The 25778-nt window shown below is 71.1% G+C and carries 22 protein-coding genes; 11 read left to right on the plus strand and 11 right to left on the minus strand.

Going from position 1 to position 25778, the window contains the following annotated elements; all coding sequences use genetic code 11:
* Positions 1-98 precede the first annotated feature (98 nt).
* Complete coding sequence (locus M3M55_RS06565) at positions 99-842, plus strand: dienelactone hydrolase family protein (RefSeq protein ID WP_249012028.1); 744 nt, start codon at positions 99-101, stop codon at positions 840-842.
* A gap of 6 nt (positions 843-848) precedes the next feature.
* Positions 849-1115 carry a DUF6295 family protein gene (locus tag M3M55_RS06570; protein ID WP_249012029.1) on the plus strand — a complete coding sequence of 89 codons (267 nt, stop codon included), beginning with the start codon at positions 849-851 and terminating at the stop codon, positions 1113-1115.
* Between the two features lie 8 nt (positions 1116-1123).
* Here M3M55_RS06570 and M3M55_RS06575 read toward each other — a convergent pair whose 3' ends face one another.
* On the minus strand, positions 1124-1816 hold the full coding sequence (locus M3M55_RS06575) for a PASTA domain-containing protein (protein WP_249012030.1): 693 nt from the start codon (positions 1814-1816) through the stop codon (positions 1124-1126).
* Between the two features lie 34 nt (positions 1817-1850).
* Here M3M55_RS06575 and M3M55_RS06580 point away from each other — a divergent pair, with 34 nt between their 5' ends.
* The gene (locus tag M3M55_RS06580) at positions 1851-3458 is read left to right on the plus strand and encodes a serine/threonine-protein kinase (RefSeq protein ID WP_249012031.1); all 1608 of its coding nucleotides are present in this window, start codon (positions 1851-1853) and stop codon (positions 3456-3458) included.
* On the opposite strand, the gene M3M55_RS06585 is transcribed toward M3M55_RS06580, so the two are convergent.
* Both M3M55_RS06585 and M3M55_RS06590 read right to left on the minus strand, forming a co-directional pair.
* Positions 3421-6402 carry a penicillin acylase family protein gene (locus M3M55_RS06585; protein WP_249012032.1) on the minus strand — a complete coding sequence of 994 codons (2982 nt, stop codon included), beginning with the start codon at positions 6400-6402 and terminating at the stop codon, positions 3421-3423. The two genes, M3M55_RS06580 and M3M55_RS06585, sit on opposite strands and share 38 nt — an antisense overlap.
* Before the next feature lie 58 nt (positions 6403-6460).
* Entirely contained in the window at positions 6461-7144 is a 684-nt protein-coding gene (locus M3M55_RS06590; protein WP_249012033.1) for a metal-dependent transcriptional regulator, read from the minus strand.
* Positions 7145-7197: 53 nt separating this feature from the next.
* Here M3M55_RS06590 and M3M55_RS06595 point away from each other — a divergent pair, with 53 nt between their 5' ends.
* On the plus strand, positions 7198-8628 hold the full coding sequence (locus M3M55_RS06595) for an NRAMP family divalent metal transporter (RefSeq protein ID WP_249012034.1): 1431 nt from the start codon (positions 7198-7200) through the stop codon (positions 8626-8628).
* Between the two features lie 3 nt (positions 8629-8631).
* The gene (locus M3M55_RS06600; protein ID WP_249012035.1) at positions 8632-8886 is read left to right on the plus strand and encodes a hypothetical protein; all 255 of its coding nucleotides are present in this window, start codon (positions 8632-8634) and stop codon (positions 8884-8886) included.
* Here M3M55_RS06600 and M3M55_RS06605 read toward each other — a convergent pair.
* The 4 genes from M3M55_RS06605 to M3M55_RS06620 are packed head-to-tail and all read right to left on the minus strand — an operon-like array spanning position 8867 to position 12282.
* Positions 8867-9646 (minus strand): metal ABC transporter permease, encoded by a 780-nt coding sequence (locus M3M55_RS06605; RefSeq protein WP_249012036.1) that lies wholly within the window; start codon positions 9644-9646, stop codon positions 8867-8869. The two genes, M3M55_RS06600 and M3M55_RS06605, sit on opposite strands and share 20 nt — an antisense overlap.
* Positions 9646-10563 carry a metal ABC transporter permease gene (locus M3M55_RS06610; protein WP_249012037.1) on the minus strand — a complete coding sequence of 306 codons (918 nt, stop codon included), beginning with the start codon at positions 10561-10563 and terminating at the stop codon, positions 9646-9648. Before M3M55_RS06610 ends, M3M55_RS06605 begins: the two co-directional genes overlap by 1 nt.
* A gap of 11 nt (positions 10564-10574) precedes the next feature.
* Positions 10575-11366, minus strand: coding sequence for a metal ABC transporter ATP-binding protein (locus M3M55_RS06615; RefSeq protein ID WP_249012038.1), 792 nt, complete (start codon positions 11364-11366; stop codon positions 10575-10577).
* A gap of 4 nt (positions 11367-11370) precedes the next feature.
* The gene (locus tag M3M55_RS06620; protein WP_371878741.1) at positions 11371-12282 is read right to left on the minus strand and encodes a metal ABC transporter solute-binding protein, Zn/Mn family; all 912 of its coding nucleotides are present in this window, start codon (positions 12280-12282) and stop codon (positions 11371-11373) included.
* 134 nt (positions 12283-12416) lie between these two features.
* On the opposite strand from M3M55_RS06620, the gene M3M55_RS06625 reads away from it, so the two are divergent.
* The 3 genes from M3M55_RS06625 to M3M55_RS06635 are packed head-to-tail and all read left to right on the plus strand — an operon-like array spanning position 12417 to position 16752.
* Complete coding sequence (locus M3M55_RS06625) at positions 12417-12860, plus strand: Fur family transcriptional regulator (protein ID WP_249012040.1); 444 nt, start codon at positions 12417-12419, stop codon at positions 12858-12860.
* Positions 12861-12867: 7 nt separating this feature from the next.
* The gene (locus M3M55_RS06630; protein WP_249012041.1) at positions 12868-15132 is read left to right on the plus strand and encodes a chorismate-binding protein; all 2265 of its coding nucleotides are present in this window, start codon (positions 12868-12870) and stop codon (positions 15130-15132) included.
* A gap of 42 nt (positions 15133-15174) precedes the next feature.
* A complete protein-coding gene (locus tag M3M55_RS06635) occupies positions 15175-16752 on the plus strand; it encodes a glycoside hydrolase family 6 protein (RefSeq protein WP_249012042.1) in 1578 nt (525 codons plus the stop codon).
* On the opposite strand, the gene M3M55_RS06640 is transcribed toward M3M55_RS06635, so the two are convergent.
* Positions 16725-17369, minus strand: a complete 645-nt coding sequence (locus M3M55_RS06640) for a TetR/AcrR family transcriptional regulator (protein WP_249012043.1) — start codon at positions 17367-17369, stop codon at positions 16725-16727. The genes M3M55_RS06635 and M3M55_RS06640 overlap by 28 nt on opposite strands.
* Before the next feature lie 149 nt (positions 17370-17518).
* Between M3M55_RS06640 and M3M55_RS06645 the strand changes: the two genes are divergently transcribed.
* From M3M55_RS06645 to M3M55_RS06655, 3 genes are read left to right on the plus strand one after another with little or no spacing between them, the layout of a single operon-like run.
* The gene (locus M3M55_RS06645) at positions 17519-18751 is read left to right on the plus strand and encodes a cytochrome P450 (RefSeq protein WP_249012044.1); all 1233 of its coding nucleotides are present in this window, start codon (positions 17519-17521) and stop codon (positions 18749-18751) included.
* A gap of 17 nt (positions 18752-18768) precedes the next feature.
* Positions 18769-20352 (plus strand): GMC family oxidoreductase, encoded by a 1584-nt coding sequence (locus tag M3M55_RS06650; RefSeq protein ID WP_249012045.1) that lies wholly within the window; start codon positions 18769-18771, stop codon positions 20350-20352.
* 11 nt (positions 20353-20363) lie between these two features.
* The gene (locus M3M55_RS06655) at positions 20364-21410 is read left to right on the plus strand and encodes a Gfo/Idh/MocA family oxidoreductase (RefSeq protein ID WP_249012046.1); all 1047 of its coding nucleotides are present in this window, start codon (positions 20364-20366) and stop codon (positions 21408-21410) included.
* A gap of 25 nt (positions 21411-21435) precedes the next feature.
* On the opposite strand, the gene M3M55_RS06660 is transcribed toward M3M55_RS06655, so the two are convergent.
* From M3M55_RS06660 to M3M55_RS06670, 3 genes are all read right to left on the minus strand, one after another.
* Positions 21436-23022 (minus strand): FMN-binding glutamate synthase family protein, encoded by a 1587-nt coding sequence (locus M3M55_RS06660; protein WP_249012047.1) that lies wholly within the window; start codon positions 23020-23022, stop codon positions 21436-21438.
* A gap of 210 nt (positions 23023-23232) precedes the next feature.
* Positions 23233-25044 (minus strand): recombinase family protein, encoded by a 1812-nt coding sequence (locus M3M55_RS06665; RefSeq protein ID WP_249012048.1) that lies wholly within the window; start codon positions 25042-25044, stop codon positions 23233-23235.
* Between the two features lie 104 nt (positions 25045-25148).
* A complete protein-coding gene (locus tag M3M55_RS06670; protein WP_249012049.1) occupies positions 25149-25496 on the minus strand; it encodes a hypothetical protein in 348 nt (115 codons plus the stop codon).
* Between the last annotated feature and the right edge of the window lie 282 nt (positions 25497-25778).

Consider the following 25778-nt stretch of genomic DNA (forward strand, 5'->3'; position numbering starts at 1 on the left):
CGCCAGTTCGGGGCGGCGGCCGTCGCCTCGGTCGCTCAGGCGGCGCTCTTTCGGAGCAGGTGGTGCCTGCACGGGCCCTCGGTGCGAGGATGTCTCAGATGAGCGACTCACTCTCGGCACAGACCATCCAGTTCACCGGCCACGGCGGTGATGAGATCGAGGCCTACCTCGCCCGCCCGGCGGGCGCGCACACGCGCGGTGGGGTGATCGTCATCCACCACATGCCCGGCTATGACCGCGGGACCAAGGAGATCACGCGGCGGTTTGCCGAGATGGGCTATGACGCGATCATGCCGAACCTGTACTGGCGGGAGGCCCCCGGGGCGGCCCCCGATGACGCGGCGGCTGCGGCCCGGGCGCGGGGCGGGGTGCCCGACGGGCGCCTCGTCGGCGACATTGCCGGGGCCGCCGCGTACCTGCGCGGGCTCGCGACCTCGAACGCCAAGGTCGCCACGATCGGCTACTGCTCCGGAGGACGCCAGTCGGTGCTCGCCGCCTGCCACGTCGATCTGCAGGCGGCCGTCGACTGCTACGGCGCCTTTGTCACCGGAACGCCCCCGGCTGACTTTCCGCTCAACATCACCAACCTCGTCGACCAGCTCCCCAGCCTGCGCTGCCCGCTGCTGGGCCTGTTCGGCAACGAGGACAAGTACCCGTCCCCGGCCGACGTCGACGAGCTCGAGGCGATCCTCACCGCTCAGGGGGCAACGTTTGCCCTGCACCGCTACGACGATGCCGGCCATGCGTTCTTTGCCACCGACCGGCTCGCGTACCGGCCCGCCGCCGCCAATGACGGCTGGGAGCGGATCGGGGCGTTCTTTGTGACCCACCTCGGAGACTGATCGATCATGTGCACCTACGCGACGTTGAACACCGACATCGAAGGCAGCGCCAAGGGCCCAGACTCCGCCTGGTTCAAGGTGAGCCACGCGACCGTCTACTTCGACCATCCCGTCCACGCGATGGCCGAGCACACGCTCAACATCGACTTCACCGACCCCGACCGGGGTCCCGGCCAGCGGGTCGCGGTCGAGCTGACCGCCGCCTCAGCGCGTGCGCTCGTGACAGCGATCGAGGGCGCGCTCGCCTCCGCCCCCGCTGCTCTCATCGCCTAACCGTCGCCTCAGAGCCCGCAGAGCTTCGAGGTCTGCAGGATGACGCTGCTTCCGGGCTGCACGCGGGCGCCGGCGCCCGGGGTGCTCGAGCAGACGCGGACGCTCGTCGGGAGGAGGAAGCCGAGCGGATCGGTGCTGGCGAGCACGGTGACCCGCAGGCCGAGGGCCCTGAGGGCGGCGGTCGCCTGACCTGGGCTCTCCCCGATGACGCTCGGGACCGCGACGAGCAGGTAGCGGATCACCCGGACGGCAGCGACGGCGCCGCTGGAGCGGGGGGCCGCGGCCTCCACGTCGATCAGGTTCGTTCCGACCGACAGGGCGATCTGGGTGGAGAAGTGCCCCGTCGGGTCGACGCTCACGGCCTGACCGAGCACCTCGACGGTCGCCCGGGCGGGGGAGACGGTGCCGCTCACCGTCACGTCAGGGCCCGCGAGGCGCGCGTCGTCGGCGGGGGAGCTGAGGGTGAGGCTGACCCGCGGTCCGGGTTGAGCGGGTGCGGCCGCTCCGCAGCCGGCGCAGACGAGCATGACGCCGAGGAGCGCGAGGCCCGGCCGCCCGAGGCCATGCCCGGAGTCGCCGACCCGCCCCGCGCTCAACCGTCCGAGGCGGCGCCACGAGCCGCCGACTCGCGCGACGCGACCCCAGAAGACGCCGGATGACGCCCGGACCCTGAGGTGGAGGGGACACGACGAGCCGGCCATCGGCGCAACGGTAGCGGTGCGTCAGAATGGCCCGGTGGCTCAGCTGGCGGTTGGAGACGAGTTCGCGGGCTGCCGCGTCGAGGCGCAGATCGGCCGCGGCGGGATGGGTGTCGTCTACCGCGGGACCGACCTCTCCCTCCAGCGCCCGGTCGCGATCAAACTGATCGCCGGGGACCGGTCGGGGGATGCGACCGCCCGCCGGCGCTTTGAACGGGAGGCACGGCTGATGGCCTCGATCGACCATCCCAACGTCATTCCGGTTTACGCCGCCGGGGAGCAGGACGGCTCGCTCTACCTCGTGATGCGCTACGTCGACGGGGTCGACCTCCAGCAGCACCTGCGTGAGCACGGTCCGTTCGCCCCGCGGGAGGCGGCCCGGATCGTCGATCAGGTCGCCCGGGCCCTCGACGCCGCCCACGCCCGCGGGCTCGTGCACCGCGACATCAAACCGGCCAACGTGCTCCTCGCCGCCGATCATGTCTACCTCAGCGACTTCGGAATCACCCGGCTGGTGCAGGAGAGCACCTACACGACCGACACCGGCGACTGGGTCGGCACCGTCGACTTCATGTCACCCGAGCACCTGCGCGGCGAGGAGACCGATGCCCGGGCCGACGTCTACTCGCTCGGCTGTGTGCTCTATGCCTGCCTCGTCGGGGTGCCGCCGTTCCGGCGTCCGACGACGGCCGCCACAATCGCAGGTCACCTCACCGAACGCCCGCCCGCGCCCTCACTTGCCAACCCGGGGCTTGAGCGAAGCTTCGACGAGGTGATCGGGCGCGCGCTCGCCAAGGTCCCCGCTCACCGCTACCCGAGCGCCGGGGCGTTCGCAGCGGCGGCGACCGCCGCCGCGGAGGGGCAGCCCCACCGCTGGGGCCGGGTGAGCCGCCGAGCAGCCGTGTCGCCGGGGGTTACGGCCCAGGGCCGGAGCGGCGGTGCTGCTGACCGCAGCAGCACCGCCGGTGAGGCGCCCACCCGGGTCGCCGGTGCCGGTGAGGCGCCCACCCGGGTCGCCGGTGCCGGTGAGGCGCCCACCCGGGTCGCCGGCCGTGATCAGGCGCCCACGTTAGCCTTCGGCTCTACGCTCCGGTCGGGACGCGGGCGGTCCCGCCGCCGGCGCGTCCTCGCCGCGGGCGGGCTCATCGTCCTCGCCGGGGCGGCGCTCGGGGTCGGCGGTGTGTTCAGCGCACCACGAGCGGTCCCCCTCCGGCCGCTCACCGATGCCGAGGTGATGGGCGTCCTTGGACGCTTCGGCGCCGCTGTCGGTCACGACGACGTGCGGGCGCTTGTCGCCCTGCTCGCTCCCGGGGTGACGCGGATCGACTCGGTGAACACTCAGCACGGGCGGGCGGCGGTGAGCGCCGAGTACCGCCACCAGCTCGACCGCGCGCCGCGGCCGGTGTCCTACACCCTCACCGGCGTCGTCGCCACCGGCGGCTGGGTGGGGCGCGCGGCCGGCAGCTACGCCGTCACTCTGGCCGGAGGAACGGTCCTCCGCGGACACGTCACCTTCGCGGTCCAGGAGATCGCGGGCCGGCCCCGGATCGGGCTGATCGCCACCCAGCAGGACAGCGTCACCCGGCCGAGTCCGGCCCCCCGCTCGCTCAGCCGCCGCTCGCGGACGGCGGCAGTGTCTGGGTGAGCTCGACGACCTGCTGGAAGGTCGGGCGGTTCTGGAACGGGAACGGCGTGACCGGGATCGCCGACACCTCGGTGGACTGGTCCTGATCGAAGCAGCTCGGCTGCGGGTTCTTGGCGCAGATCCCGTACCCGTACATCGACTTCGGCGTGACCGACATCGCCGTGAGGAGGGACGCGTCGAGGGCGGCCCGGCAGGCGTTGAAGGACCCGTTGCCGCAGAAGATCTTCGCGTAGGCGCCGGGGACGTGAACCCGGCCGCGGTGACCGTGGGCCCGCAACTGGGCGTTCCGGTGGGCCGCGAGAAGGTCCTCCATGTCCTTGTACACGTAGCTGAACCAGCCCTGGGCCATGTCCGGCTCGTTCGGCGCCGTTCCCGTGTAGACGCTGCCGAAGTTGAGCATCCCTCGGAGGTCATCAAAGACGGGCCGGCTGAGGCGGGGGAGGAACTCGGCGCTCAGCAGCTTCGGCCACCAGGCGTCCATCAACTCGATCGCGGGCGTGTTCGCATCGCTGCCTGAGACGGTGAGGTTGGTGTCGGCCGGGTTGAGGTCCCAGCGATGCCCTCCCGCCGCATACCAGGCGTTGAGCTCGCTGACGGCCCGGGCGAGCGCCGGGCTGCGCGGACGGCCGATCACCTGACGCAGCAGCGGCCACAGCTTGACGATCCGGATGTCCTCGGTCGCAGCGAATTCCATCGACTGGACGAGCTGGGCGATGTCGACCTTGTGGCCGTGGGCGAGGTCGGCCTGGATGTGGGCGGAGATGAGCTGGCTGCGGTAGACCGCACCGTAGCCGTAGTTGTCGTCGGCCGCCGACCACTTCGGAGCCTGCTTGTTGTTCCAGGACACCTCGAAGGTCGGGTCGATCGCCTGAGGATGGCCGCTGGCGGGCACGTCCCGTTCGGTGAAGGAGGCCGCGTTGAAGTGCGACCAGTCGTACGGGCCGTTGCCGAGGATCGGGAAGTCGGGCGAGCTCTTGGTCGACCACTCCGGGTAGGCGCCGGACTCGAAGTAGGCGATGTGCTTGGCGTTGACGTAGGCCCAGTTGAACCCGAAGCTGATGTTCGCCGCCGCGCGCTTGAACGCCTGGGGTGTCTGCATGTCGGCCGGGTTGTTGAACTGCGAGAAGCCGATCGCGCTGTCGACCTCGTGCATGTACGTCGTGCGGGCGCTGACGAACGCGACGGCGATCCGGTGGCGGCTGATGCAGTCGACGGTCGGGACCCTGACCGCGTGACAGGACGGGACGGTCACCTCACCGCGGGCGAACACGAGCCCGTGGACGGTGCGGTAGGTGACGAGCGTCTCCGAACCTTTGGGGGTCGGGTCCTCGAGGTTCGGGGTCCACGTGTTCGTGCGCACGAGCTTCTGCATCGCCCGACAGCGGCCGTGCCAGTAGTAGTCGATGCTGTTCGGGCTCGGCCGTCCCCCGCCCGGGTGACAGAGCACCTCCGCGAACGTGCTGACGTTGTCGGTGGTGCCGGTGGTGGCACTCCAGGCGTAGTCGTTGCCGTGCCCGAGCTCGACGTACAGGTTGACCCCCGGGAACGACGCGCCGTTCGCATCGATCCCGGGACCGTGCAGGTCCTCGTCCATCAGGATCTGCGGGGCGTAGTAGCCGACCTGGGGGCCCATCACCGCGATCGCGTGCCCGTCAGCGGAGTGGGCGGCGTTGACGAGCTCCCAGTTGGAGGCGAGGGCCTTCTGACCGTAGAAGTTCTCCAGGAGCGCGGAGCCGAGCGAGTTCCCGGTGGGGATCGGCACCGGGTTCGGCGTGTCGGTCTTCCCGAGCGTCCCCGGAGCGGTGGTGGCGACGTTGACGGCGGCCGCCGACCGCGCGGTCGCGGTCCGGGCCGCCGGCTGTGCGCGACGGATCTGCGCGTTCGCAGGGTTTGTCTGGCCGGGGGAGACGTAGCGGACACTTCCGGGCACCGGCATCGCCAGGCCCGAGGGTGAGAACGGGGAGTTCGTCTGGTACGGGAACGGGTGCGACACCGTCGTCGGGGCCTGGGGGTCGTTCGCCTCCCGGAAGTTCGCCCACACCGTCCGCCCGACGCGCGTACCGAAGCGGTGCACGAACGCCTCCTCGGTGAGGGCGGAGTTGACCTGATTGCCGCCGCCCTTGCCGAAGATCGCGCCGATCAGGGAGGAGATCGCCACCACGTCCGTCGCCTGCCAGGGCTGAGGGGTCTGGTTGATCGCCGAGTACTCGAACGGAAGCAGGGTCGGGTCGCTGCGGATCTTGGCGATGTAGGCGTTGATCCCGTCGACGTAGTTGCCGATGTCATCCACCAGTTCGGCCCCGGCTGCGCCGCGGAGGCGCGGGAGGTCGTTGACCTGGCGCTGGAGGTCCGCCGGGGTGTAGGGGGCGACCGTCCACTGTGCCGCGTCCATCGCCTCGTTGCCGGCACCACCGCCGAGGAAGCTCGACAGCGTCGCCTCAGCGGTGTGGCGCAGGACGTCCATCAGGAACAGGCGATCCTCGGCCGCCGCGTACCCGGCGCCGAACATCACGTCGCCGCGGGTGGCGCCGTAGATGTGGGGGATGTCGTACTGGTCGTGGATGATCGTCACGCCCGGGATCGGCTGCTCGACCCGGGTGATGTCGGCGCTGGGGACTCCGAAGGTCGCGTTGAGGAAGTAGTTGGGGACCTGGCTGTCGGTGAGCGTCGGCGCCGCGTAGAGCAGGTTCTCATACAGCGGCAGCTGATCGACCGAGTTGGCCGGTCGTTGACCGGTCGCCTTGTACGCGAGGTACTGGGCGATGTTGTCGGCCCCGTTCTCCCCCGGTGGCAGGATGTTGTAGAAGCCGGGAACGGTTCCGGCCCCGTAGGCCTGGACGTAGCTGGGCAGCGGGGGGGTGGTCGCGGCGGCCGCTGCGGGCACGAACGCGACGGTGGCAGCCAGCGCAAGCGCGGCCGACCACGACAGGGCGACTCTCCTCATGCGAGGACTGTAGAGCCGCGGTCGGCGGCGTGTGGTGGTTCGGGTGGCCGCCGGCCCCTCAGGCGCTCGGTTCGATCCGGATCGCCCGCGCGAGCGGCGGTCCGAGGGCGATCCGGCGCTGGCCGACCCGAACCTCGAACGGCCCGTCGAAGGGCTGGCGGCTCAGCAGCTCGAGCCGGTCGCCGATCCCGATCGACAGCTCCGTCAGATAGCGGAGCATCTCCGGGTCGCTGTCGGAGACGCGCACGATCGTCCCCGCCTCCCCGTTGGTGAGATCCGCGAGGGCGGGGTGGGGCCGATCGTCGACCTCGAGCCGGCGGTTGGGGATCGGGTCCCCGTGCGGGTCGGCGAGCGGGTCGCCGAGCTTGGCTGCGATCAGCTCGATCAGCTCGTCGGAGGCGGCGTGCTCGAGCGCGTCGGCAAACCGGTGCACGTCCTCCCACGGGATGTCGAGGCTGCGCGCGAGGAAGGCCTCGAGCAGGCGGTGGCGGCGGATCACCCCGAGCGCGAGCTGGCGCCCGTCCTCGGTGAGCCGCACCCCCCGGTAGGGGACGTGCTCGGCAAACCCGGCCGCGTCCATCCGTTTGAGCATCATCGACACCGAACCGGCCGTGAGCCCGAGGCGGTCGGCGATCTGGCTCGTCGAGGCGGTCTGATCCGGCTGCGGGGTCAGTGCGTAGATCGCCTTGACGTAGTCCTCGACCGGAGCGGAAACGGGGTGGGCGGGGGCACCGGGTGCCATGTCCGCCATTCTACGCCCCCCTCGGCGCCATGCAAAAGTTAGATTTTGCGTCTGTGAACTTCTACGCTAGCCTGTGTGGGGTGAACGGGGATCCGCAGATGAGCTCAGGCGGCGCGGCGACGCTTCCGCTCGGCCCATCCCGAACCCCCGGGGAGGGACCGGCGTTGAGCGCGGAGGATGTCGCCCGCTCCCGCGACCGTTCCCGGGTGGCCGGCGCCCGACACGGCAAACGCCGGATCTACCTCCTCTGGCTGCTGATCGGCCCCGGGATCCTGGCGATGCTCGGCGAGAACGACGGACCGAGCATGATCTCCTACGCCGCGACCGGGGCGACCTACGGGTACGGGTTCTTCCTCCCCTTCATCGTCATCACTTTCGTGATGGCGATGGTCTGCCAGGAGATGAGCATGCGGGTCGGGGCGGTCACCCACCGCGGTTACGGTGAGCTCGTCTTCCAGCGCTACGGCCGGGTATGGGGCTGGTTCGCCGCCGGTGACCTCGTCTTCACCAACGTCGTCACGCTCGTCGCCGAGTTCGTCGCGATCCGGGTCGGGCTCGCCTATTTCCACCTCGGTGCGGGGGTCGCCGCCGGACTCGGCGTCGCCCTCGTCGTGTTCACGCTCGGTGGCGGGCGCTACTGGCGCTGGGAGCGGGTCGTCCTCGGCCTCGCCCTCTTCAACGGCCTCTTCCTCGCGGCCGCGTTGCTCGTCAAACCCGACTGGCACGGCGTCGATCACGCCTTCACCAGCTTTGGCCCGTTTCCGGGGGGGAGCTTCAACACGATCCTGCTTCTGTTCGCCTCGACGATCGGTGCGACCGTCACCCCGTGGATGGTCTTCTTCCAGCAGAGCGCCTCCGCCGACAAGGGCCTCACCCCCAAGGACATCGCCCACGGCCGGATTGACACGGCCGTCGGCGGGCTGCTCGCCGCCGTGTTCGGCTGCGGCGCCCTGATCGCCGGGGCGGCGCTCGCCACCCACGGCGGAGCGGGCATCCAAGGGCTGGCCGGGGCCGGCTTCCCCGCGGCCCTGCGGGCCCACTCGGGCGGGCTGGTCGGCACCCTGTTCGCGCTCGGGCTGATCGAGGCTGGGGCGGTTGCGGTGCTGACGATCTCGGCGAGCACCGGGTACGCGGTCGGGGAGGCGATCGGCCGCTCCTCGAGTTTCAACAGCGCCCCCCGCCACGCCGTCACCTTCTACGGGGTCAACGTCCTCGTCGCCGCGGTCGCCGCCGCGGTGATCCTCATCCCCGGTGCGCCCCTGCTGTCGATTGCCCTCAACGCGAATGTCCTCGCGACCGTGCTGTTGCCGGTCACCCTCATCTTCATGGTGATGCTTGCCAACGACCGCCAGCTGATGGGCGCGTGGGCGAACGGCCGCCTGATCAACACGATCGCCGTCGCGATCGTCCTCTTCATCACCGTCGCCGGGGCCGCGTACGGGATCGACTCCTTCCTCCAGACCGTCCACCTGGTCGGTGGCTGAGGGATGGCGCCCGAGCCGCTCCTCTCCCGTTCCCCCGCCCGGCGGGCAGCCGAGTGCTCCGGGCACGCCCCGTCGGAGGAAACGGGCGAGGCCGTCTACATGCACCTCGAGCTCGATCAGCTCAGCGCCGACCGCCGCCGTCCGCTGCCGCCCGCCCGGCTCAGTCCCGCAGCGACCGTCGGCCTGTGGGCGCTGCGCATCTTCTGCCTGCTCGTCAGCGCGATGGTGATCTACACGTTCATCGCCCAGCTCGGCTGAGCGCCCCGTAGGCGCGGCCGAGCAGATACCAGCCCGCGCCGCCCACGCCGACCCAGAACCCGACCGGCCAGCCGGAGGCAAAGGAGGCGGCGATCGCGATCCACACCGTCGCCAACGCGAGGACGACCGACAGGGCGAGCGCCCGGCCAGGCCGGTCGGTGAGCGCTCGCGCGCCGGCGGCCGGCCCGATCAGCAGGCTGAAGATGAGCGTCGTGCCGACCACCGGGACCGTCACCGTCGTCGCGAGGGCGACGACCAGCAGGAACAGCCAGGCCGTCCAGCCCGCGCTCACCCCCTCCCCGAGCACGGATCCGAGCAGCAGCGGCCGGAAGATCGCCGCGAGGGTGAGCAGGCTGACGGCGGTGAGGACGGCGGTCGGGAGGATCTCGTTGGCGGAGATCCCGAGCACCTCCCCGAACAGGAGCGACTCGACCTCCGGCCCGTACTGTCCGGCGAGGGAGAGGAACAGAGCGCCGAGTCCGAGGAGGAACACGAGCGTCAGCGCGGTCGCGACATCGGGCCGCCCGCGCCGGCTCAGCCAGCCGATCCCAAGCGCCCCACCGACGGAGAAGACGGCGAGTCCGAGCAGGGTGCTCGTGCCGAGCAGCGCGGCCGCTGCCGCCCCGGCGAAGGAGCCGTTCGGGATCGCATGGGCGACGAACGCGGCCCCGCGCATGACGACGAAGAAGCCGACGGCGCCGGCGAGGATCGCCACGAGCGTCGCGACGACCCAGGCATGGACCATGAACGGGGCGAACATCAGCTCCGCTCCGCTGCGACGTCCACTGGGGAGGCCGGCCCCGGCCCGGCAGGCCGGGGCCGGCGCGCGCGCCGCCGGCTGACCCCGCCCGCGGCGAGGTAGGTGAGGAGGACGAGAGTGACGATGAAGAAGCTCGCCGGCCACCCTTGGTGGACCGGGGGCCAGCGGTAGCTGTCGTAGGCGAGCAGCACCCCGAGCCACACCGCGGCGATCCCGATCCCCGCCGCGGTGGCGATCGCCGGCAGCGGGCGGGCGGTCAGCTTGAGCGCGGCGGCGGCCGGTCCGATCAGCAGGGCGGTGGAGAGGATCGAGCCGACGGTGAGGGCCGCGAGGGCGACCGCGATCGCCATCGCCAGCAGGTAGCCGACTCCGAGGAGGCGCACCGGGAGGCCCTTGGCGGCGGCGAGATCGGGGCTCGTGGAGGCGAGCAGCAGTGGCCGGAACAGGGTCGCGAGGATCGCGATCGCGCCGCCGCCAAGCCCGAGCACGAACGGGAGGACCGAGCCCTGGAGGGCGAAGATCGAGCCGAACAGGATCGTCACCGCCGCCCCGGTCGTGTTGTCGTAGGTCGAGCCGAGGTAGAGGAACAGGGCCGACAGTCCGAAGCCGACCCCGAGCACGACGCCGGTGGCGAGATCGCGGCCGCGCAGGCGCTGGATGCCGATCAGCTCCATCACCGCCGCCCCGGCGACGGCGACGACGGTGAAGCCCCACAGCGCGCTCGCTCCGGCCAGGTAGGCGCTCGCGCCGCCCGCAGCCCCGATGTCGCCGAGGGCGTGGGTGGCAAAGGATTGGCCGCGGATGACGGTGAAGACGCCGACGGCCGCGCCGACGACGGCGACGGCCGCGCCGACGCCGAGGGCGAGGGTGACCGCGGAGCTGGAGAAGAACCCGGGGGCGATGAGGGCGCGCAGCATCCGGCACGCCCTCAGGAGACGACCTGGCCGCTCTCGCCGGCGACCACCAGCACGCGGCCGTGGACGCGGATCACGTCGACGTGGCTGCGGTAGAGGCGGGAGAGGACGTCCTGGCGGATGACCTCGTCGGTGGCACCGGCGACCGCGCGTCCGTCGGCGAGATAGACGACGTGGTCGAGCACCGGCAGCAGCTGGTTGAGCTCATGGGCGGAGATGAACACCGCGAGGTTGCGGGCCCGGGCGATCCGGGCGAGCAGTTCGACGCTCTGCTTGGCGCTGTGCAGGTCGAGGTTGGCGAGCGGCTCGTCGAGCAGGAGCAGGGCCGGCTCGGAGATCAGCGCGTGGGCGATGAGGATCCGCTGCTGCTCGCCGCCGGAGAGGCGGCCGACGCGGGTGTCGGCGAAGTCGCTCGCGCCGACGGCGTCGAGCATCTCGGCCACCCGTTCGCGCCGCGTCCGGGAAGGGAGGGTGAGGCCGTAGCGGTGGCCGTCGAGACCGAGCCCGACGAGGTCGCGCCCGCGCAGGGGCAGGTCCGGGTCGAGCAGGAACTTCTGGGGGACATAGCCGATCTGGCCGGCGACGTGGACGGACCCGCTCGACAGGGACTGGCGGCCGAGGATCGCCCGCAGCAGCGTCGTCTTGCCTGCCCCGTTGGAGCCGATCAGGCCGGCGACGCTGCCTGGGGCGAGTCGGAAGGAGACGTCCTCGAGCACCTGGCGGGCGCCGAAGCGGACACCGAGCCCCTCAACGCTGAGCGCGTAATCGGAGGGCACGGCGGGGCTGGGTGGCTCGCGGCGGGGCATCGCTCTACAGGTGGGTGGTGGAGGTGCGGTCGGCGACCGCCCGGGTGAGTGCGCGGACCTCTGCGAGCATCCATCCCTGGTAGTCGTATCCGGTCGGCATCGTCTCGTAGACGCCGACGACCGGGATGTGGCGGGCGGCGGCGAGGGCGAGGAACCCCTGGGTGAGCGTGTCGGTCACCTGGCGGTTGTAGAGGAACACCTTGACGGTGTGGTCGTTGAACAGGCCGTCCTCGAGGCTGACCGCCTGGGGGGCGGGGTCGGTGCCGTTCATGATGTCGGCCTGCAGGCTGAAGGGGGTCGCGATGCGCGTGCCGGCGGCCTCGAGCATATAGTCGGCCACGGGTTCGGTGACCGCCACCGGCGTCCCGGCGTAGCGGGCGCGGAAGGCCGCCAGCGCCGCTCGCCACGGGGCGAGGGAGCGGTCAAAGCGGGCGAGGTTGGCCGCGAAGGTGCGCCGGTGGGCGGGCAGCAGCCGGGAGAGGTCGGCGGCGATCGCCGCCGCCACCCTCGGCATCGTCGCCGGCGAGTACCACAGGTGCGGGTTGGGGGTGCTTGCGGGAAGCCCGAGCAGGGTCTGGACGTCGATCACCCGGCGGCTCGCATCGGGGGACGCCGCCTCCACCCGGTTCATGAACGTGTCGTAGCCAACGCCGTTCTGGACGACGAGGCGTGCCTCCGCGACGGTGGCGGCGACGGACGGGCTCGCCTCGAAGGTGTGGGGGTCCGTGTTCGGGTTCGACATGATCGCCGCCACCTTGACGTAGCGCCCGCCGATCTGGGAGATCACGTTCGCGTACTCGTTCTCGGCGCCGACGGCGACGATCTGGCCGCGTCCCGCCACCGGTTCCGTGATCCCGCAGGCGCTGAGGCCGAGGGTGAGGACGGGTACGGCGAGCAGCCACCGTCCGCGGGTCAGGACGGGCGCTGCGAGCAGGCGCCGTACGCGGGTGAGGAGACGTGGGGAACCGAACACGACACCGAGCATAGCCTAAAATGAGTACCAGTCTCATTCTTATCTCGAACCGGGAGGCCGGCAGTATGCTCGACGCCATGAGTGACCCTGCGGGACAGGCCTGGGCCGTCAACGCGCGGGAGGTGCTCCAGCGCGCCGGACATCATCGCGGGGCGGCACGGGAGCGTCTGATCGACCTGCTCTCTGATCAGGATTGCGCGCTCTCGGCCCTCGAGATCGAGGACGGTCTGCGCCGCGACGGACCGGTCGCTCGCGCGAGCGTCTATCGCACGCTGGAGCTGCTCCACGACCACGAGCTTGTCACCCGCCTCGAGCTCGGGGACGGGGTGGCCCGCTACGAGCCGGCCGACCCGAGTGGCCATCACCACCATCACCACCTCCTCTGTGAGCGCTGCGGCCAACTCGTCCCCTTTGATGACGCCGGCCTCGAGCGGAGCATCCGCCAGCTCTCCCGCCGCCTCGGTTTCACGACCAAGGAGCACGAGGTCACCCTCCGCGGGCGCTGCCCGGACTGTCCCTGAGGTCCTCGTGCCTGACGCCGTCACGTCGGGGCTGGGCTCCCAACCCGTTCCGCGCCGGCTCGAGCTTGGGCTCGGGCCGGCGCCCGGCGCGCTCCTGCACGCCCTTGCCGGGGACGCCCATCCGGCCCTGCTGAGCGGCCAGTGGCTCGCCGCCAGCCCCGGTGCTGAGGAGCCCCTGACCATTCTCGCCTCCGAACCGCTGCTCCTCGCCGACCCGGGGGAGGATCCGTTCGCGCTGCTCGCCCGCGCGCCCTCGGCCGCCGCGGCCGTGCCGTCGGCCGCCACGGCCGCGGTTCGGGTCGGCGGCGGTTGGATCGGCTGGCTCGGCTACGGACTCGCTGAGCTGGCCGAACCGGGGGTGCTCGGCCCGCCCCCGCCGGGGCCCGGCGCGCCGCGGCGGTTCTCGCTTGCCTTCTATGACCATCTGCTCATCCATCAGGCGGGTGCCTGGGCGTTTGAGATGCTCGAGACCCCGGCTCGTACCGACTGGCTCGCGGCGCGGGCGGCCACCTGGCGGGAGCGCCTCGAGGCGGCCGCGACGGTGTCGGCGGGCGACGCCGCGCAAGGGTCCGGGGCGGCCGGCCCGGATCGGTGCGCGGTCGCAAGGAGCGCAGGGCCATGCCTCGCTCCCGTCGGGGCCGGGGCGGCCGGTCACCTCGCGGCGGTCGCGGACTGTCGCGAACGGATCGCCGCCGGCGAGCTCTACCAGGCCAACGTCTGTCTCCAGCTCGCCGGCACCTGGGACGGGTCCCCGCTCGACCTGTTCGGACGCGGCTGGGAGCGGGCGGCGCCCCGGTTCGGCGCGGTCGTCGGCGGGGTCGCCAGCTTCTCCCCCGAACGGTTCCTGCGTCGCCGCGGCCGGCGGGTGTGGACCGAGCCGATCAAGGGGACACGGCCGCGCGCCGCGGACTCGGTCGCGGCGGAGGTTGCCGGCGAGGTTGCGGGGCCAACGGACCCGGTCGCGGCGGAGCTCGCGGCCGCTCCCAAGGACCGGGCCGAACACACGATGATCGTCGACCTGATGCGCAACGACCTCGGCCGGGTCTGCGTCTACGGGACCGTCGCGGTTGCGCCGCCCCGGGTCGAACCGCACGCGGGGGTCTGGCAGCTCGTCTCCACCGTCTCCGGGGTCCTGCGTCCGGAGGTCGACGACGAGGCGCTGCTGCGCGCCACGTTCCCGCCCGGCTCGGTCACCGGTGCACCGAAGATCGCCGCGATGGCGGCGATCGGGGAGCTCGAGGGGACCCGCCGAGACGTCTACACGGGCGCGATCGGGATCCTCAGCCCGATCGCCGGACTCGATCTCAGCGTCGCGATCCGCACCTTCGAGGTGGCCGGCGGCCGCGTCCGGCTCGGTGTCGGCGGGGGGATCGTCGCCGACTCCGACCCCGCCACTGAGCTTGCTGAGGCCCTGACCAAGGCCGCCGGCCCGCTCGCCGCCGTCGGAGGGCGGCTCGTCACGGGTGAGGGAGCGAACCGCGGAGTGGGAGCGAACCGCGGAGTGGGAGCGAACCGCGCTGGGTCTGCGGCGGTGACCGCCCCCCGGGCGAGACTGCCCGCTGGGGTGCCGCGAGCGCTCGCCCACGGCACCCGGCCCGACCCGGGGGCGGGCGTGTTCGAGACCGTGCTCGCCGCCGATGGTCGCGCCGTCGATGGCGATGCGCACCTGCACCGCCTGCGCACCTCTGTCGCGATGCTCTATGACTGCGAGATCCGGGACGATCTCGGCGCCCGGCTCGAACGGGCGGCCGCCGGCCATATCCGAGCCCGGATCCGGATCTGGGCCGATCCCGACGGTGAGGCGCGGATCGAGGTGACCGCGGAGCCCGACCCCGGACCGCTCGTGCCCGTCGCGCTCGCCCCCTGGAGCCTGCCTGGGGGTCTCGGCGCCCACAAGTGGTCAGACCGGCGGCTGCTCGCCGCGCTCGCGGCGGCGCGGCCGGGCACCGTCCCGCTCCTCCTCGACGGCGACGGCGCGGTCCTGGAGGCGGCATGGGCGAACGTGTGGATCCTCGAGGCCGGAAGGTGGATCACCCCGCCCGCGGACGGCCGGCTGCTCCCCGGGGTCACCCGGGCGGCGATCCTCGACGATCCCGCCACCGCGGCGCGGACCGAGCCGATTCACCGTGACCGTCTCACGACGGCCTCGGGGGGGAGCGAGCCGATTCACCTCGATCGTCTCTCCGCGGCCGAGGCGATCCGGCTCAGCTCCTCCATCGGCGGATGGCGTGAGGCGCGCCTGACCCGGCCCGAACGATCGGTCATCTGCTGAGACTGGTCAACGTTTGGCCTGCCACTGCCGAAAACCGGTGGTGTGCGTCGCTCTCTCCTCTCGCTCCTCTCCGTCTTTCTGATTGGCCTCGGAACCCTGCTCAGCCCCGGCGCCGCGAGCGCGGACGCGCCGGCCCCCGGGGTTCCCGTCTGCAGCCCGATCCCCAACCTCCTCAACGGCCTTGGCAGCGGCAGCGGCAGCCTCGGCCTCGGCGGTGGCGGTGGCGGTGGCGACGGGACGATCGCCTTCAGCCAGTCGGCGTACACGGCGAATGAGAACGCCGGCCAGATCTGGCTGACGATCACCCGCACGAGCACCGCTGCGCTCGAGCAGATCCGCTACGGCGTTCGCCAGGACAGTGCCCAGTCCCCATGGGACTTCCAGGCGGTCCCGAACACGCTGGCGACGATGGTCCCCGGCCAGGCCTCCTGTCAGTTCCCGGTGACGATCGCCGACAACGGCATGAACGGCCCGCCGGTCCAGGCGGACGCCTACCTGTTCGGCTCCTCCGTCGCCCAACTCACCCCCGACCCGAGCAACGTTGTCATCACGATCCTCCGCAACGATCCCCTCCAGGTTCGCAACCCGGCCAATCCGCTCGAGCTGAACCCCGCCCCGACCAACGGCGATCCGCTCACGGGCGCCCAGTTCTACGTCGAGCCGCCGGCCCAGACCGCAGCCGGCCTGGCGGCGAACCTCGACCTCACCCAGGGTGCGGTCGCCGATGCGACCGCACTGAACTTCATCGCTCAGCAGCCGACCGGCTACCGGTTCTGGTTCTGGAAGACCCCGGCCGACCCCGCTCCGGAGGTCGCTCGCTTCCTCGAGAACGCCCAGTACGGTGAGCCGGGCCGGGTCGTCGAGCTGTCGACCTACTCGATCGTCCACGACCACTGCGGCGCGACCGCCAACCCCGCCTTCACCTCCCGTTACCTCAACTGGGTGCGTGGGCTCGCCCAGGGGATCGGCAACTTCCGTGTTGTGATGTTCTTTGAGATCGACTCGATCATCACGACGGCCTGTCTGTCCCCCACCCAGCTGCACGAGCGCCTCGTCGACCAGCTCAAGCCGGCGATCGCGATCCTCGAGCAGGACCCCCACCTCGTTCTCTACCTCGACGGCGGCGCCTCCGACGCGCTGTCGGCCCGCGTCGACGCCGCCCGCCTGCGTGAGGCGGGCGTCGCCGACGCACAGGGCTTCTTCGTCAACTCGACGCATTTTCAGTGGGATACGACCGAGATCGCCTACGGTCAGACCGTCAGCCGGATGCTCGGCGGCGAGCACTTCCTCGTCTCCAGCGGGGTCAACGGCCGCGGGCCCCTGCTCAACCCCCATCCGACCTACCAGGGGGTCGAGGATCTCTGCAACCCGCCCGGCCGGGGGCTCGGCACGATGTCGACCCAGACCGGCTACACCGGCCTGGACGGGCTGCTGTGGTTCGCGCCGGTCGGCAACTCCGGTGGTGCCTGTCGCCCCGGCGCCCCGCCGACGGCGACGTTCTGGCCCGCCTACGCGATCGGTCTCTATGAGAACCGGCGTTTCGGGGTCACCGGGCCGCCGCGCAGGCTCTCCCGCGACGGCACGTTCGTCCCCTACAGCGCCGCCTTCGCCACCCCCTGAGCGCCGGGGCCGGCGGGCCCGTCAGCGGGCAGGACCGAACGCCACAGCCGGGTGAGGGCGTCGATCAGCGCCGCGTCGGGCACCTGGGCCGCGTCGAGGTGCTCGGCGATCGCCCGCTCGGTCATCCACACGAGCGCGAACGCGTCGGCGCGGGCGCGCTGGGCGTCCGCGCCGGGCTCGCGGCCGCTCCGGGCCGCGCGGGTGACGACCGCCTCGATGAAGCGGCCGTGGAAGGCGCGCCAGAAGGCGCCGACCGCCGGGTCATAGGTCGCTGCCTCCGCGATCGCCCGGAGCGTCACGTGGTCGGCCCGGAAGGCCTCGAGGACCCCGGTCAGAGTCCCCTCGACGTCGTCGTCGCGCAGTTCCAGCCACGCATCGGTGACCGCGTGGGTGCGGGCCTCGAAGCGCTCCCCGAGCGCGAGCATCAGGTCACGCTTGTCGTTGAAGTACGCGTAGAAGGTCGGCCGCGACACGCCCGCCTCGGCGGCGATCGCCACGACGCTGAGCTCGGCAACCGCGGCTCCCCGCTCCAGCAGCCCGACGGTCGCGTCAAGGATGGCCGTCCGGTTGTCGGCCGCGCTCCGGCCCGAGGTCGGACGTCGAGAGAGCACGCTCACGCGCACATCTTAGCAGATGCCCTGACAGCTGCACAACGTTGGTCTTGACATGCTGTAAGATATTCCGCTAGGCTCAGATTCCGTGAGGGATAGAGGACGCCGTCCGTCTCTGAAGCCCCACGACCACAGGGACCCGAGGGAGAGACGAGATGTCGACGATCACCGACCTGGACGCCGTGCGCGTCGCCGACCCCGAGCACTGGCGCGAAGGGCCGCCACTGGAGCTGTTCCGCGAGCTGCGGAGTCACTGTCCCGTCCACTGGTCCTCGGGGATGACGAGCTTCCCGGAGGAGCCGGGTTTCTGGTCGGTCACCAACCAGCAGTTCGTCCACGAGGTGAGCCGGGACTGGCAGACCTACTCCTCCGAGCTCGGCGGGATGGTCGGCATGCCGTGGGCGGCCGTCAAGGTGCAGAACGGGATGTTCATCGGGATGGATCCACCCAAGCACGACCGGATCAAGGCGCTCTTCCAGCGTGGGTTCACCCCGAAGCGGACGGCCGAGCATGAGGGCGCGATCCGCGCGATCACGCGCGAGGTGCTCGACCGGCTCGAGGGGCGCGAGAGCATCGACGTCGTCAGCGACTTCGCCCAGCCCGTCGTCTCGCGGGTGATCGGCAGCTTCATGGGGATCGCCCCCGAGGACGACGCGATGTGGGCGCAGCTGATGAACCGACTTGTCGGTGGCGATGACGCGGAGATGAACCCGGAGGGTCCCGAGGCGGTGATGACCGAGGTGGTCCCGCGGATCGTCGAGCGCTGTCAGGCGCTCATCGACGCGCGCCGGGTGATACCGACCGACGATCTGATGAGCGTCCTCATCCACTCTGAGGTCGACGGTGACCGGCTCACCGACTGGGAGATCGTGATGGGGTTCATCCTCCTCGTCACCGCCGGCAACGACAGCACGAAGGCGACCTTCTGCAGCGGCCTCAAGGCGCTGATGGAGAACCCGGACGAGCGCCAGAAGCTCGTGGACGTACCGGCGCTGATCCCCAGTGCGGTCGAGGAGTGTCTGCGCATGTTTCCCGCCTTCGCCCACTTCCGTCGGACCGCGACCCGCGACACCGAGCTCGGCGGCTGCCCGATCAAGCGCGGTGACAAGGTGATGATGTGGTATCCGTCGACGGGGCGCGATGAGACCGTCTATGAGGACCCGGACCGCTTCGACGTCGAACGCAACCCCGAGCACCAGGCCTTCGGTGCCGGCGGGCGCCACTTCTGCCTCGGCACCGCCCTCGCGCGGCTCGAGCTGCGCGTGATGTTCGAGGAGTTCCTCGCCCGCCACCCCCACCCCCAGTTCGCGGGACCGCCGCGCTACGCGACGGCGATCTTCGTCAACCAGCTCACCACCCTGCCCGTGCGCCTCGGCGCCGCGGCCTGACGGAGAGGAGAGCGACCATGTTCGACTACGTGATCGTCGGGGCGGGTTCGGCCGGTGCGGTGCTGGCGGCCCGGTTGAGTGAGGATCCGGCGGTGTCGGTGTGTCTGTTGGAGGCCGGCGGGGAGGATTCTGACATCGAGATTCACGTTCCCGCGGCGTTCGGGGCGTTGTTCAAGGGGCGTCGGGATTGGGATTTCTCGACGGACCCTGAGCCGTTTTTGAACGGTCGGCGCTGCTATCTGCCGCGCGGGAAGGTGTTGGGTGGGTGTTCGTCGATGAACGCGATGGTCTACATCCGCGGAAACCGGGCGGACTTTGATGAGTGGGCGGCGCTGGGGGCCGAGGGCTGGTCGTGTGCGGAGGTGTTGGAGTACTTCAAACGCTCAGAGGACAACGAGCGGGGGGAGGATGCCTTTCATGGGGTCGGCGGTCCGTTGCCGGTGCGGGAGAGCCGGTCGATGCATCCGTTGGCGACCGCGTTTGTGGAGGCGGCCAAGCAGGTGGGGCATGAGGAGAACCCGGATTTCAACGGAGCCCGTCAGGAGGGGGTCGGCCGCTATCAGACCACGCAGCGGGACGGGATGCGGGCGAGCACGGCCGCGACGTTTCTGCATCCGGTGGAGGATCGGCCGAATCTCACGGTGGTCACCGACGCGATGGTGTTGGAGGTGTTGATTGAGTCCGGTCGGGCGGTCGGGGTGCGTGTTGATCACCGCGAGCATGAGGTGATCGCTGCGGCCCGTGAGGTGATTCTCTGTGCGGGGGCGTATCAGTCGCCGCAGTTGTTGATGCTGTCGGGGATCGGGCCGGCGGAGTCGTTGGCGGCCCTGGGATTGGAGGTGGTCGCAGATCTGCCGGTTGGTGAGGGGTTGCAGGATCACTGCATGACGTTGATCAACTGGTCGACCGATACCGAGACGTTGTTGACGGCGATGACGGATGAGAACGTCGAGTTGCTGGGTGCGGAGGGGCGTGGTCCGCTGTCGTCGAACATCGCGGAGGCGGGCGGGTTCTTCCGGACCCGGCCGGGGTTGGAGGCGCCGGACTGTCAGTTCCATTTCGCGCCCGCCCCGTTCTTTGAGGAGGGGTTGGGGGCGGCGTCAGAGCATGCGCTTGCGTTCGGTCCCGGGGTGGTCAAGCCGACGAGTCGCGGGTCGGTGAGTTTGCGCAGCGCGAGTCCGTACAGCAAGCCGCGGATCGTCCACAACTATCTGGCGACGGAGGAGGATCGCGCGTCGATCCTCGCGGGGATGCGTTTGGCGTTGGAGATCGCCGCTGCGCCGGCGCTGCAGGCGGTGATCACCGGCCCGTTCAGCGCGCCGGCGCCGGATGCGAGTGATGAGGAGTTGATGGCCTTCGTGCGGGAGAACACGATGACGATCTATCACCCGACCTCGACGGCGGCGATCGGCCGGGTCGTCGACCCGCGGCTGCGGGTCTATGGGATTGACGGGTTGCGGGTCGTCGATGCGTCGGTGATGCCGACGATCGTGCGCGGGAACACGAACGCGGCGACGATCATGATCGCCGAGAAGGCCGCCGACATGATCGTCGAGGACGCCGCCGGGCCGGTCCCGGCCGTTCCCGCCGGGGGCCGCTGAGACCGGTCGTGATGGACCTCCGCGTCGCCCTCGCCGGCTACGGGCTGGCCGGACGCGTCTTCCACGCGCCGCTGATCGCGACGACGCCCGGCCTCAGCCTCGCCCACATCCTCACCACCGACCCCGAGCGGGTGGCCAAGGCCCGCGCCGAGCACCCCGAGGCCGAGGTCCGCGACAGCCTCGGTGGGGGGTGGGAGACGACCGACCTGCTCGTCGTCGCGACCCCGAACGCGACCCACGTCCCGCTGGCGGAGGCGGCGATCGCGCGCGGGATCGCTGTCGTCGTCGACAAGCCGCTCGCCCCGGACGCGCGGTCGGCTGCCCGGCTGGTGGCTCGGGCAGCCGAGTCGGCGGTGCCGCTGTCCGTCTTCCACAATCGCCGTTGGGATGCCGAGATGCTGACCGCCGCCGAGCTCGTCAGAGAGGGCCGGCTCGGGACGGTACGTCGCTGGGAGTCCCGGATCGAGCGCTGGCGCCCTGACGGGTCTGCCGGCGGCTGGCGCGCCCGTCCGCCTGAGGCGGGGGGCGGGCTGCTGCTCGACCTCGCCAGCCACCTCGTCGATCAGGCCCTGCGTCTGTTCGGACCCGTCGCCGCCGTCTACGCGGAATCGGCGACCGTTCGCCCCGGCCATGCCGCCGAGGACGACGCCTTCCTCGCGCTCACCCATGCCGGTGGGGTCGTCTCCCACCTTCACGTCTCCGCGGTCTGCCCGGCCCCGGGACCGCGGCTGCGGGTGATCGGCACGACCGGCGCCTATGTCGTCGCTGCGATCGACGGTCAGGAGGACGCTCTGCGCGCCGGCCGGCGCCCGGGGGACGGGGCACCGTGGGGGGAGGTGGCCGAGCCCGGTTGGGGCCACATCATCCGCGGGGACGCGATCGAACCGGTTCCGAGCCGGCCCGGGGACTGGCCGGCCTTCTACGCCCAGATGGCGGCGGCGGTACGCGACGGCGCCCCCGTCCCGGTCGACCCCGCCGACGCCGTCACCGGCCTGGAGGTGCTCGCGGCCGCCCGGGAGAGCGCGACCCGGCGCGCCGTCGTGACCCTCGGCGCCTGAGCGTGGGCTGCCTCGGTCGTCATCCTCAGCGTCTGAGCGGGGCGAACGTGTCCGGGTCCGCGCGGCTCCAGTCACTCGCCCACGCCTCGGGCGGATCGGTGAGCAGCTCTCCGGGCTCGAGCCAGCGATACAGCTCCGCGTAGCTCGCCGCACGGATGTGATCGACCCGGCGCATCAGCTGGTGGGGGCCGACCGCCGTCGGGCCGGGCAGTCCCATCGAGGCGATCAGGCGCTGGGCCTCGGCGACGGTCGCCCGCTGGTAGCGGTGGACACGCTCGGACTTATCGGCGACATCAAGGGCACGGCTGCGGGCCGGATCCTGGGTGGCGACCCCGACGGGGCACTGGTTGGTGTGACAGCGCTGGGACTGGATGCAGCCGACGGCCATCATCATCGCCCGGGCGGCGTTCGTGTAGTCGGCGCCCTGGGCGAGCCTTTTGACGATGTCGGACCCGGTGGCGACCTTGCCGCTCGCGCCGATCCGGATCCGGTCCCGCAGCCCGGTCCCGACGAGCGCGTTGTGGACGGTCATCAGGCCCTCGGTGAGCGGGAACCCGACGTGATCGGCGTATTCGGCGGGGGCGGCCCCGGTTCCGCCCTCCGCGCCGTCGACGACGATGAAATCGGGGGTGACCCCCTCCGCGACCATCGCCTTGCAGACGGCGAGGAACTCGTGGCGCAGTCCGACACACAGCTTGAACCCGGTCGGCTTGCCACCGGCGAGCTCCCGCATCCGGGCGATGAACAGCACGAGTTCGCGCGGGGTGGAGAAGACCCGGTGGCCGGGCGGGCTCACGCACGTCTGTCCGGCCGGGACGGCCCGGGCACGGGCGATCTCGGCGGTCACCTTCGCCCCCGGCAGGACGCCGCCGATCCCCGGCTTGGCGCCCTGGCTCAGCTTCAGCTCGACGCACTTGACGGCGCTCTGGGCCGCCTTGTCGGCAAACAGGTCGGGGTCGAAGCCGCCGTCGGCGGTGCGGGCCCCGAAGTAGCCGGTGCCCAGCTCCCAGATCACGTCGCCGCCCTGGAGGTGGTGGTCGGTGAGGCCCCCTTCACCGGTGTCGTGGGCAAAGCCGCCCTTGGCCGCGCCCCGGTTGAGCGCGGTGATCGCCGCGGCTGACAGCGCGCCGAAGCTCATCGCCGACACATTCAGCAGCGCCATCTCATAGGGCTGGGTGCAGTCGGGGCCCCCGACACGCACGCGCGGTATCTCATCGGGCGGGTCCTGGGAGTTGAGCGAGTGCAGCAGCCACTCATACCCGGGTTCGCCGACATCCCGTTCGGTGCCGAAGGCCTCCTCGTCCTTGATTCCCTTCGCGCGCTCGTAGATCGCCGTGCGGGTATCCCGGTCATAGGGGGTGCCGTCGGTGTTGCGTTCGATGAAGTACTGCTGCAGCTCGGGGCGGATCGCCTCGAGCAGGAACCGACCGTGCCCGAGGATCGGGTAGTTGCGCAGGATCGAGTGGCGACGCTGGAGGAGGTCAAAGACGCCGAGCCCGGTGAGGGCGCCGAACACGGCGACCAAGGCGATCCAGCCCGGGCCGAAGGTGAGGCTGAGCAGGACGCCGAGGGCGGTGAAGATGACAGAGAGGGCGAGGCCGCTGAAACGCATCGAGCATCCATATCAGAGCGACCGCGGGGAGGCTCCGCTCGGTTCGCGGCCCGAACCGAGCCGCGGTTGGCGGCGCGAACCGAGCCGCGGTTGGCGACCGCTGAGGGCGCGGGCCCGTTCACCGCACGAACGAGGGGGGACAAATGCGTTCCCACGACACGAAACTCCCCCCTCGTTTGGGTGGCGGGCCCACCTACGGGGCGGGCTCGCCTACGGGGCGGGCTCGCCTACGGGGCGGGCCCGCGCAGCGGGCCGGGAGCGGCCCTGTGAAGCAGAACACGCCGGGCGACGGAGCGCGACGGGGCGACTCAGCCCCCGGGAGCCGGCAGGGTCACCAGCAGCGCCCGGATCTGGGGGTCCTCGACTACCCAAACGCAGTAGATAACCGGGCGGTTGGTCGCGTGTCGGGATAGCGATGGAGTGGCGGATGGTGACGTCGTCTTCGCCGATCAGGACCTCGCGGACGACGAGCCGGATGATCTGTTGGCGTTGCTCGACGGTCAGGTTCTCGCCGCTGGTGGAGAGCCGCGCTCGGAACCCGTCGAGGGTCTCGGTGAGCTTGAGGTAGGTCTCGGCGTCGTGCAGCTCGGCGTCGAGCGCGTCCAGTTGCGCTTGGAGGGCAGCTTCGCGCTTGCGTAGCTCAGGGGTGCGGGCGCGGAGCTCGTCGAGCGTGACGAGCTGCTCTTGGTAGCCGTCGAGCAGCCGTCGCAGCGCGTTCTGGGCGCGAGTGAGGTCACGTTGGAGCGCGTCCCGGCGCGTGGTTGCTGGGTGCGCGGCGCGGAGAGTCTGGAGCCGCCGGTCGATTTCGGCTTGGATCAGTGTCGGGTCATCGAGTAGTCCGAGCACGCGTCCCCAGACGAGCTCGTCGATCTCTGGCAAGCGGATGGGCCGGTTATCGCAGACGCGACCTTCGGGGCGGCGGTGACCGTCGGTGCCTGAGCAGCGGTAGTACTCGCGCAGGAGCCCGTTCTTGTTCCGCGTCGAGCAGCGGTAGTACGCGTAGCCGCACTCACGGCAGGTAAGGATCCCCTGCAGCAGCGACGGACGGCGTGTGTTGCGCGGCGAGAAGCGGCCGTTGCGCTCAAGCAACTGCTGGACGAGCGCGAACCGCTCGGGGGTCACGAGCGCCGGCACCGCGATCGGCTTCCACTCCTCAGGGCTGACCTGCTCGCGCGCTCCTCTGGCGGAGCGTTGCCCACGCTGGCGGGCATGACGCGTCTCGCGGACCGGCTGGCCGGTCGCGTGCGTCTTGCCGTAGGCAGCCTGACCGGAGTACGCCGGGTTGCGGAGAATGCCCCAGATCGTCGCGTTGTTCCAACCCGTCTTGCCGGTCCTGGTCGGAACGCCCTGCTCTGCGAGCCAGCGTCCGAGCCGGCCGATCGAATAGCCGTCTTCGGTGTAGCGCCGGAACATCTCGCGCACGACCGGCGCCTCGGCCTCGTCGATCTCGAAGAACGCGTCGGCGTGCTCGGACTTCTTGACATACCGGTAGCCGTACGGAGCGCGGGCGAGAACCGACACTGCGCCGGCCCGAGCGCGATGCAGCTTCCCGCGACGGCACCGCTCCGCGATCTGCGCCCGCTCATACTCGGCGATCATCCCCTGAAACTGGCGCAGCAGCTCATCCTCAGGTGTGCCGGACCGCTCTGGCTCCTTCGCGAAGACGACCTCGATCCCCGCTCGCTGGAACTCCTCGAGCAGCAGCACCTGATACGCGTACCGCCGCGCGAGCCGGTCCGGCGCGTGGCACAGCAGCACCTCGAACCGCCCCTCGACCGCCAGATCACGCAGCCGCTCAAGCTCCGGGCGGCGCAACACCGCGCCGGAGACGCCTTCGTCCTCGAACACCAGATCGTCGGCGGTCAGCAGTCCGCGGTCGGCGGCAAGCTCACGCAGCGCGGCGGTCTGGCTTTGGATCGTCTGCTCGCGACGCTGACGATCCGAGGACACCCGCGCGTAGATCGCCGCCACCCGGCCCCGCCGATCTACCGACTGCCGCTCCACGGTGCTGCTCTCGCTCATCATCCCTCCGCTCGTTGCCGGTCACACGGCGCCGCTCCGGCGCCAACAGCACATACGCCTGCGCCAGCCGCGCATCAGCGAGCCGGTCACCCACGAACTCGATCTCAACGCGTCGGGCCACCGGGCCGCGCGCCCGTCTGATCGAGATACCCGGCCACCGCCACGGCCGTGGTCGCGCTCAACGACAGACCGTTGGACCGCGCACGCTCGCGCAGCCCAGCGATCAAGGACGGCGCCAGCCTGACCGTGAACACCACCGTGCGCTCCGGCACCACGACACCCTCTGGCCGCGCCAACGCCTCATTCACGTACCGACGCCCTTGACGTTCCGAGAGGCCGAACTCGGCCTCCAACCCACGCACCACGTCTGCGGGCGACCGATCGGCCAGCAACACAACCGCCCGGTTCACTCGAACGGCGAATTCGTCCGCGGAGGCACGACGCGAAGCCATCAGTCCCTTGAGTACTACACATCACGGCAGACTCCTTCCCACCGGACGCCCACCCAGCCACTCAAACTCGAAGGTACCTACTGCGTTTGTGTCTTCTCGTCTCCGCCGAACCGCGCCCACAGCTCGGAGAGGGTCCGGCGGGCCACGGCCTTCCGGCCTCGCTGGCCTCGGCCTCGCGGGCCTCGGCCTCGCGAGCCTCGCGGCCGAGCTGGCCGAGCATCGCCCCGTGGCATTCGAGCGCGATGCCGAGGAGCCCCTCGCTCCCCGGAGCCGTCTCACCGT

The sequence above is a fragment of the Conexibacter sp. DBS9H8 genome, assembly GCF_023330685.1.
Classification (GTDB): Bacteria; Actinomycetota; Thermoleophilia; order Solirubrobacterales; family Solirubrobacteraceae; genus Palsa-465.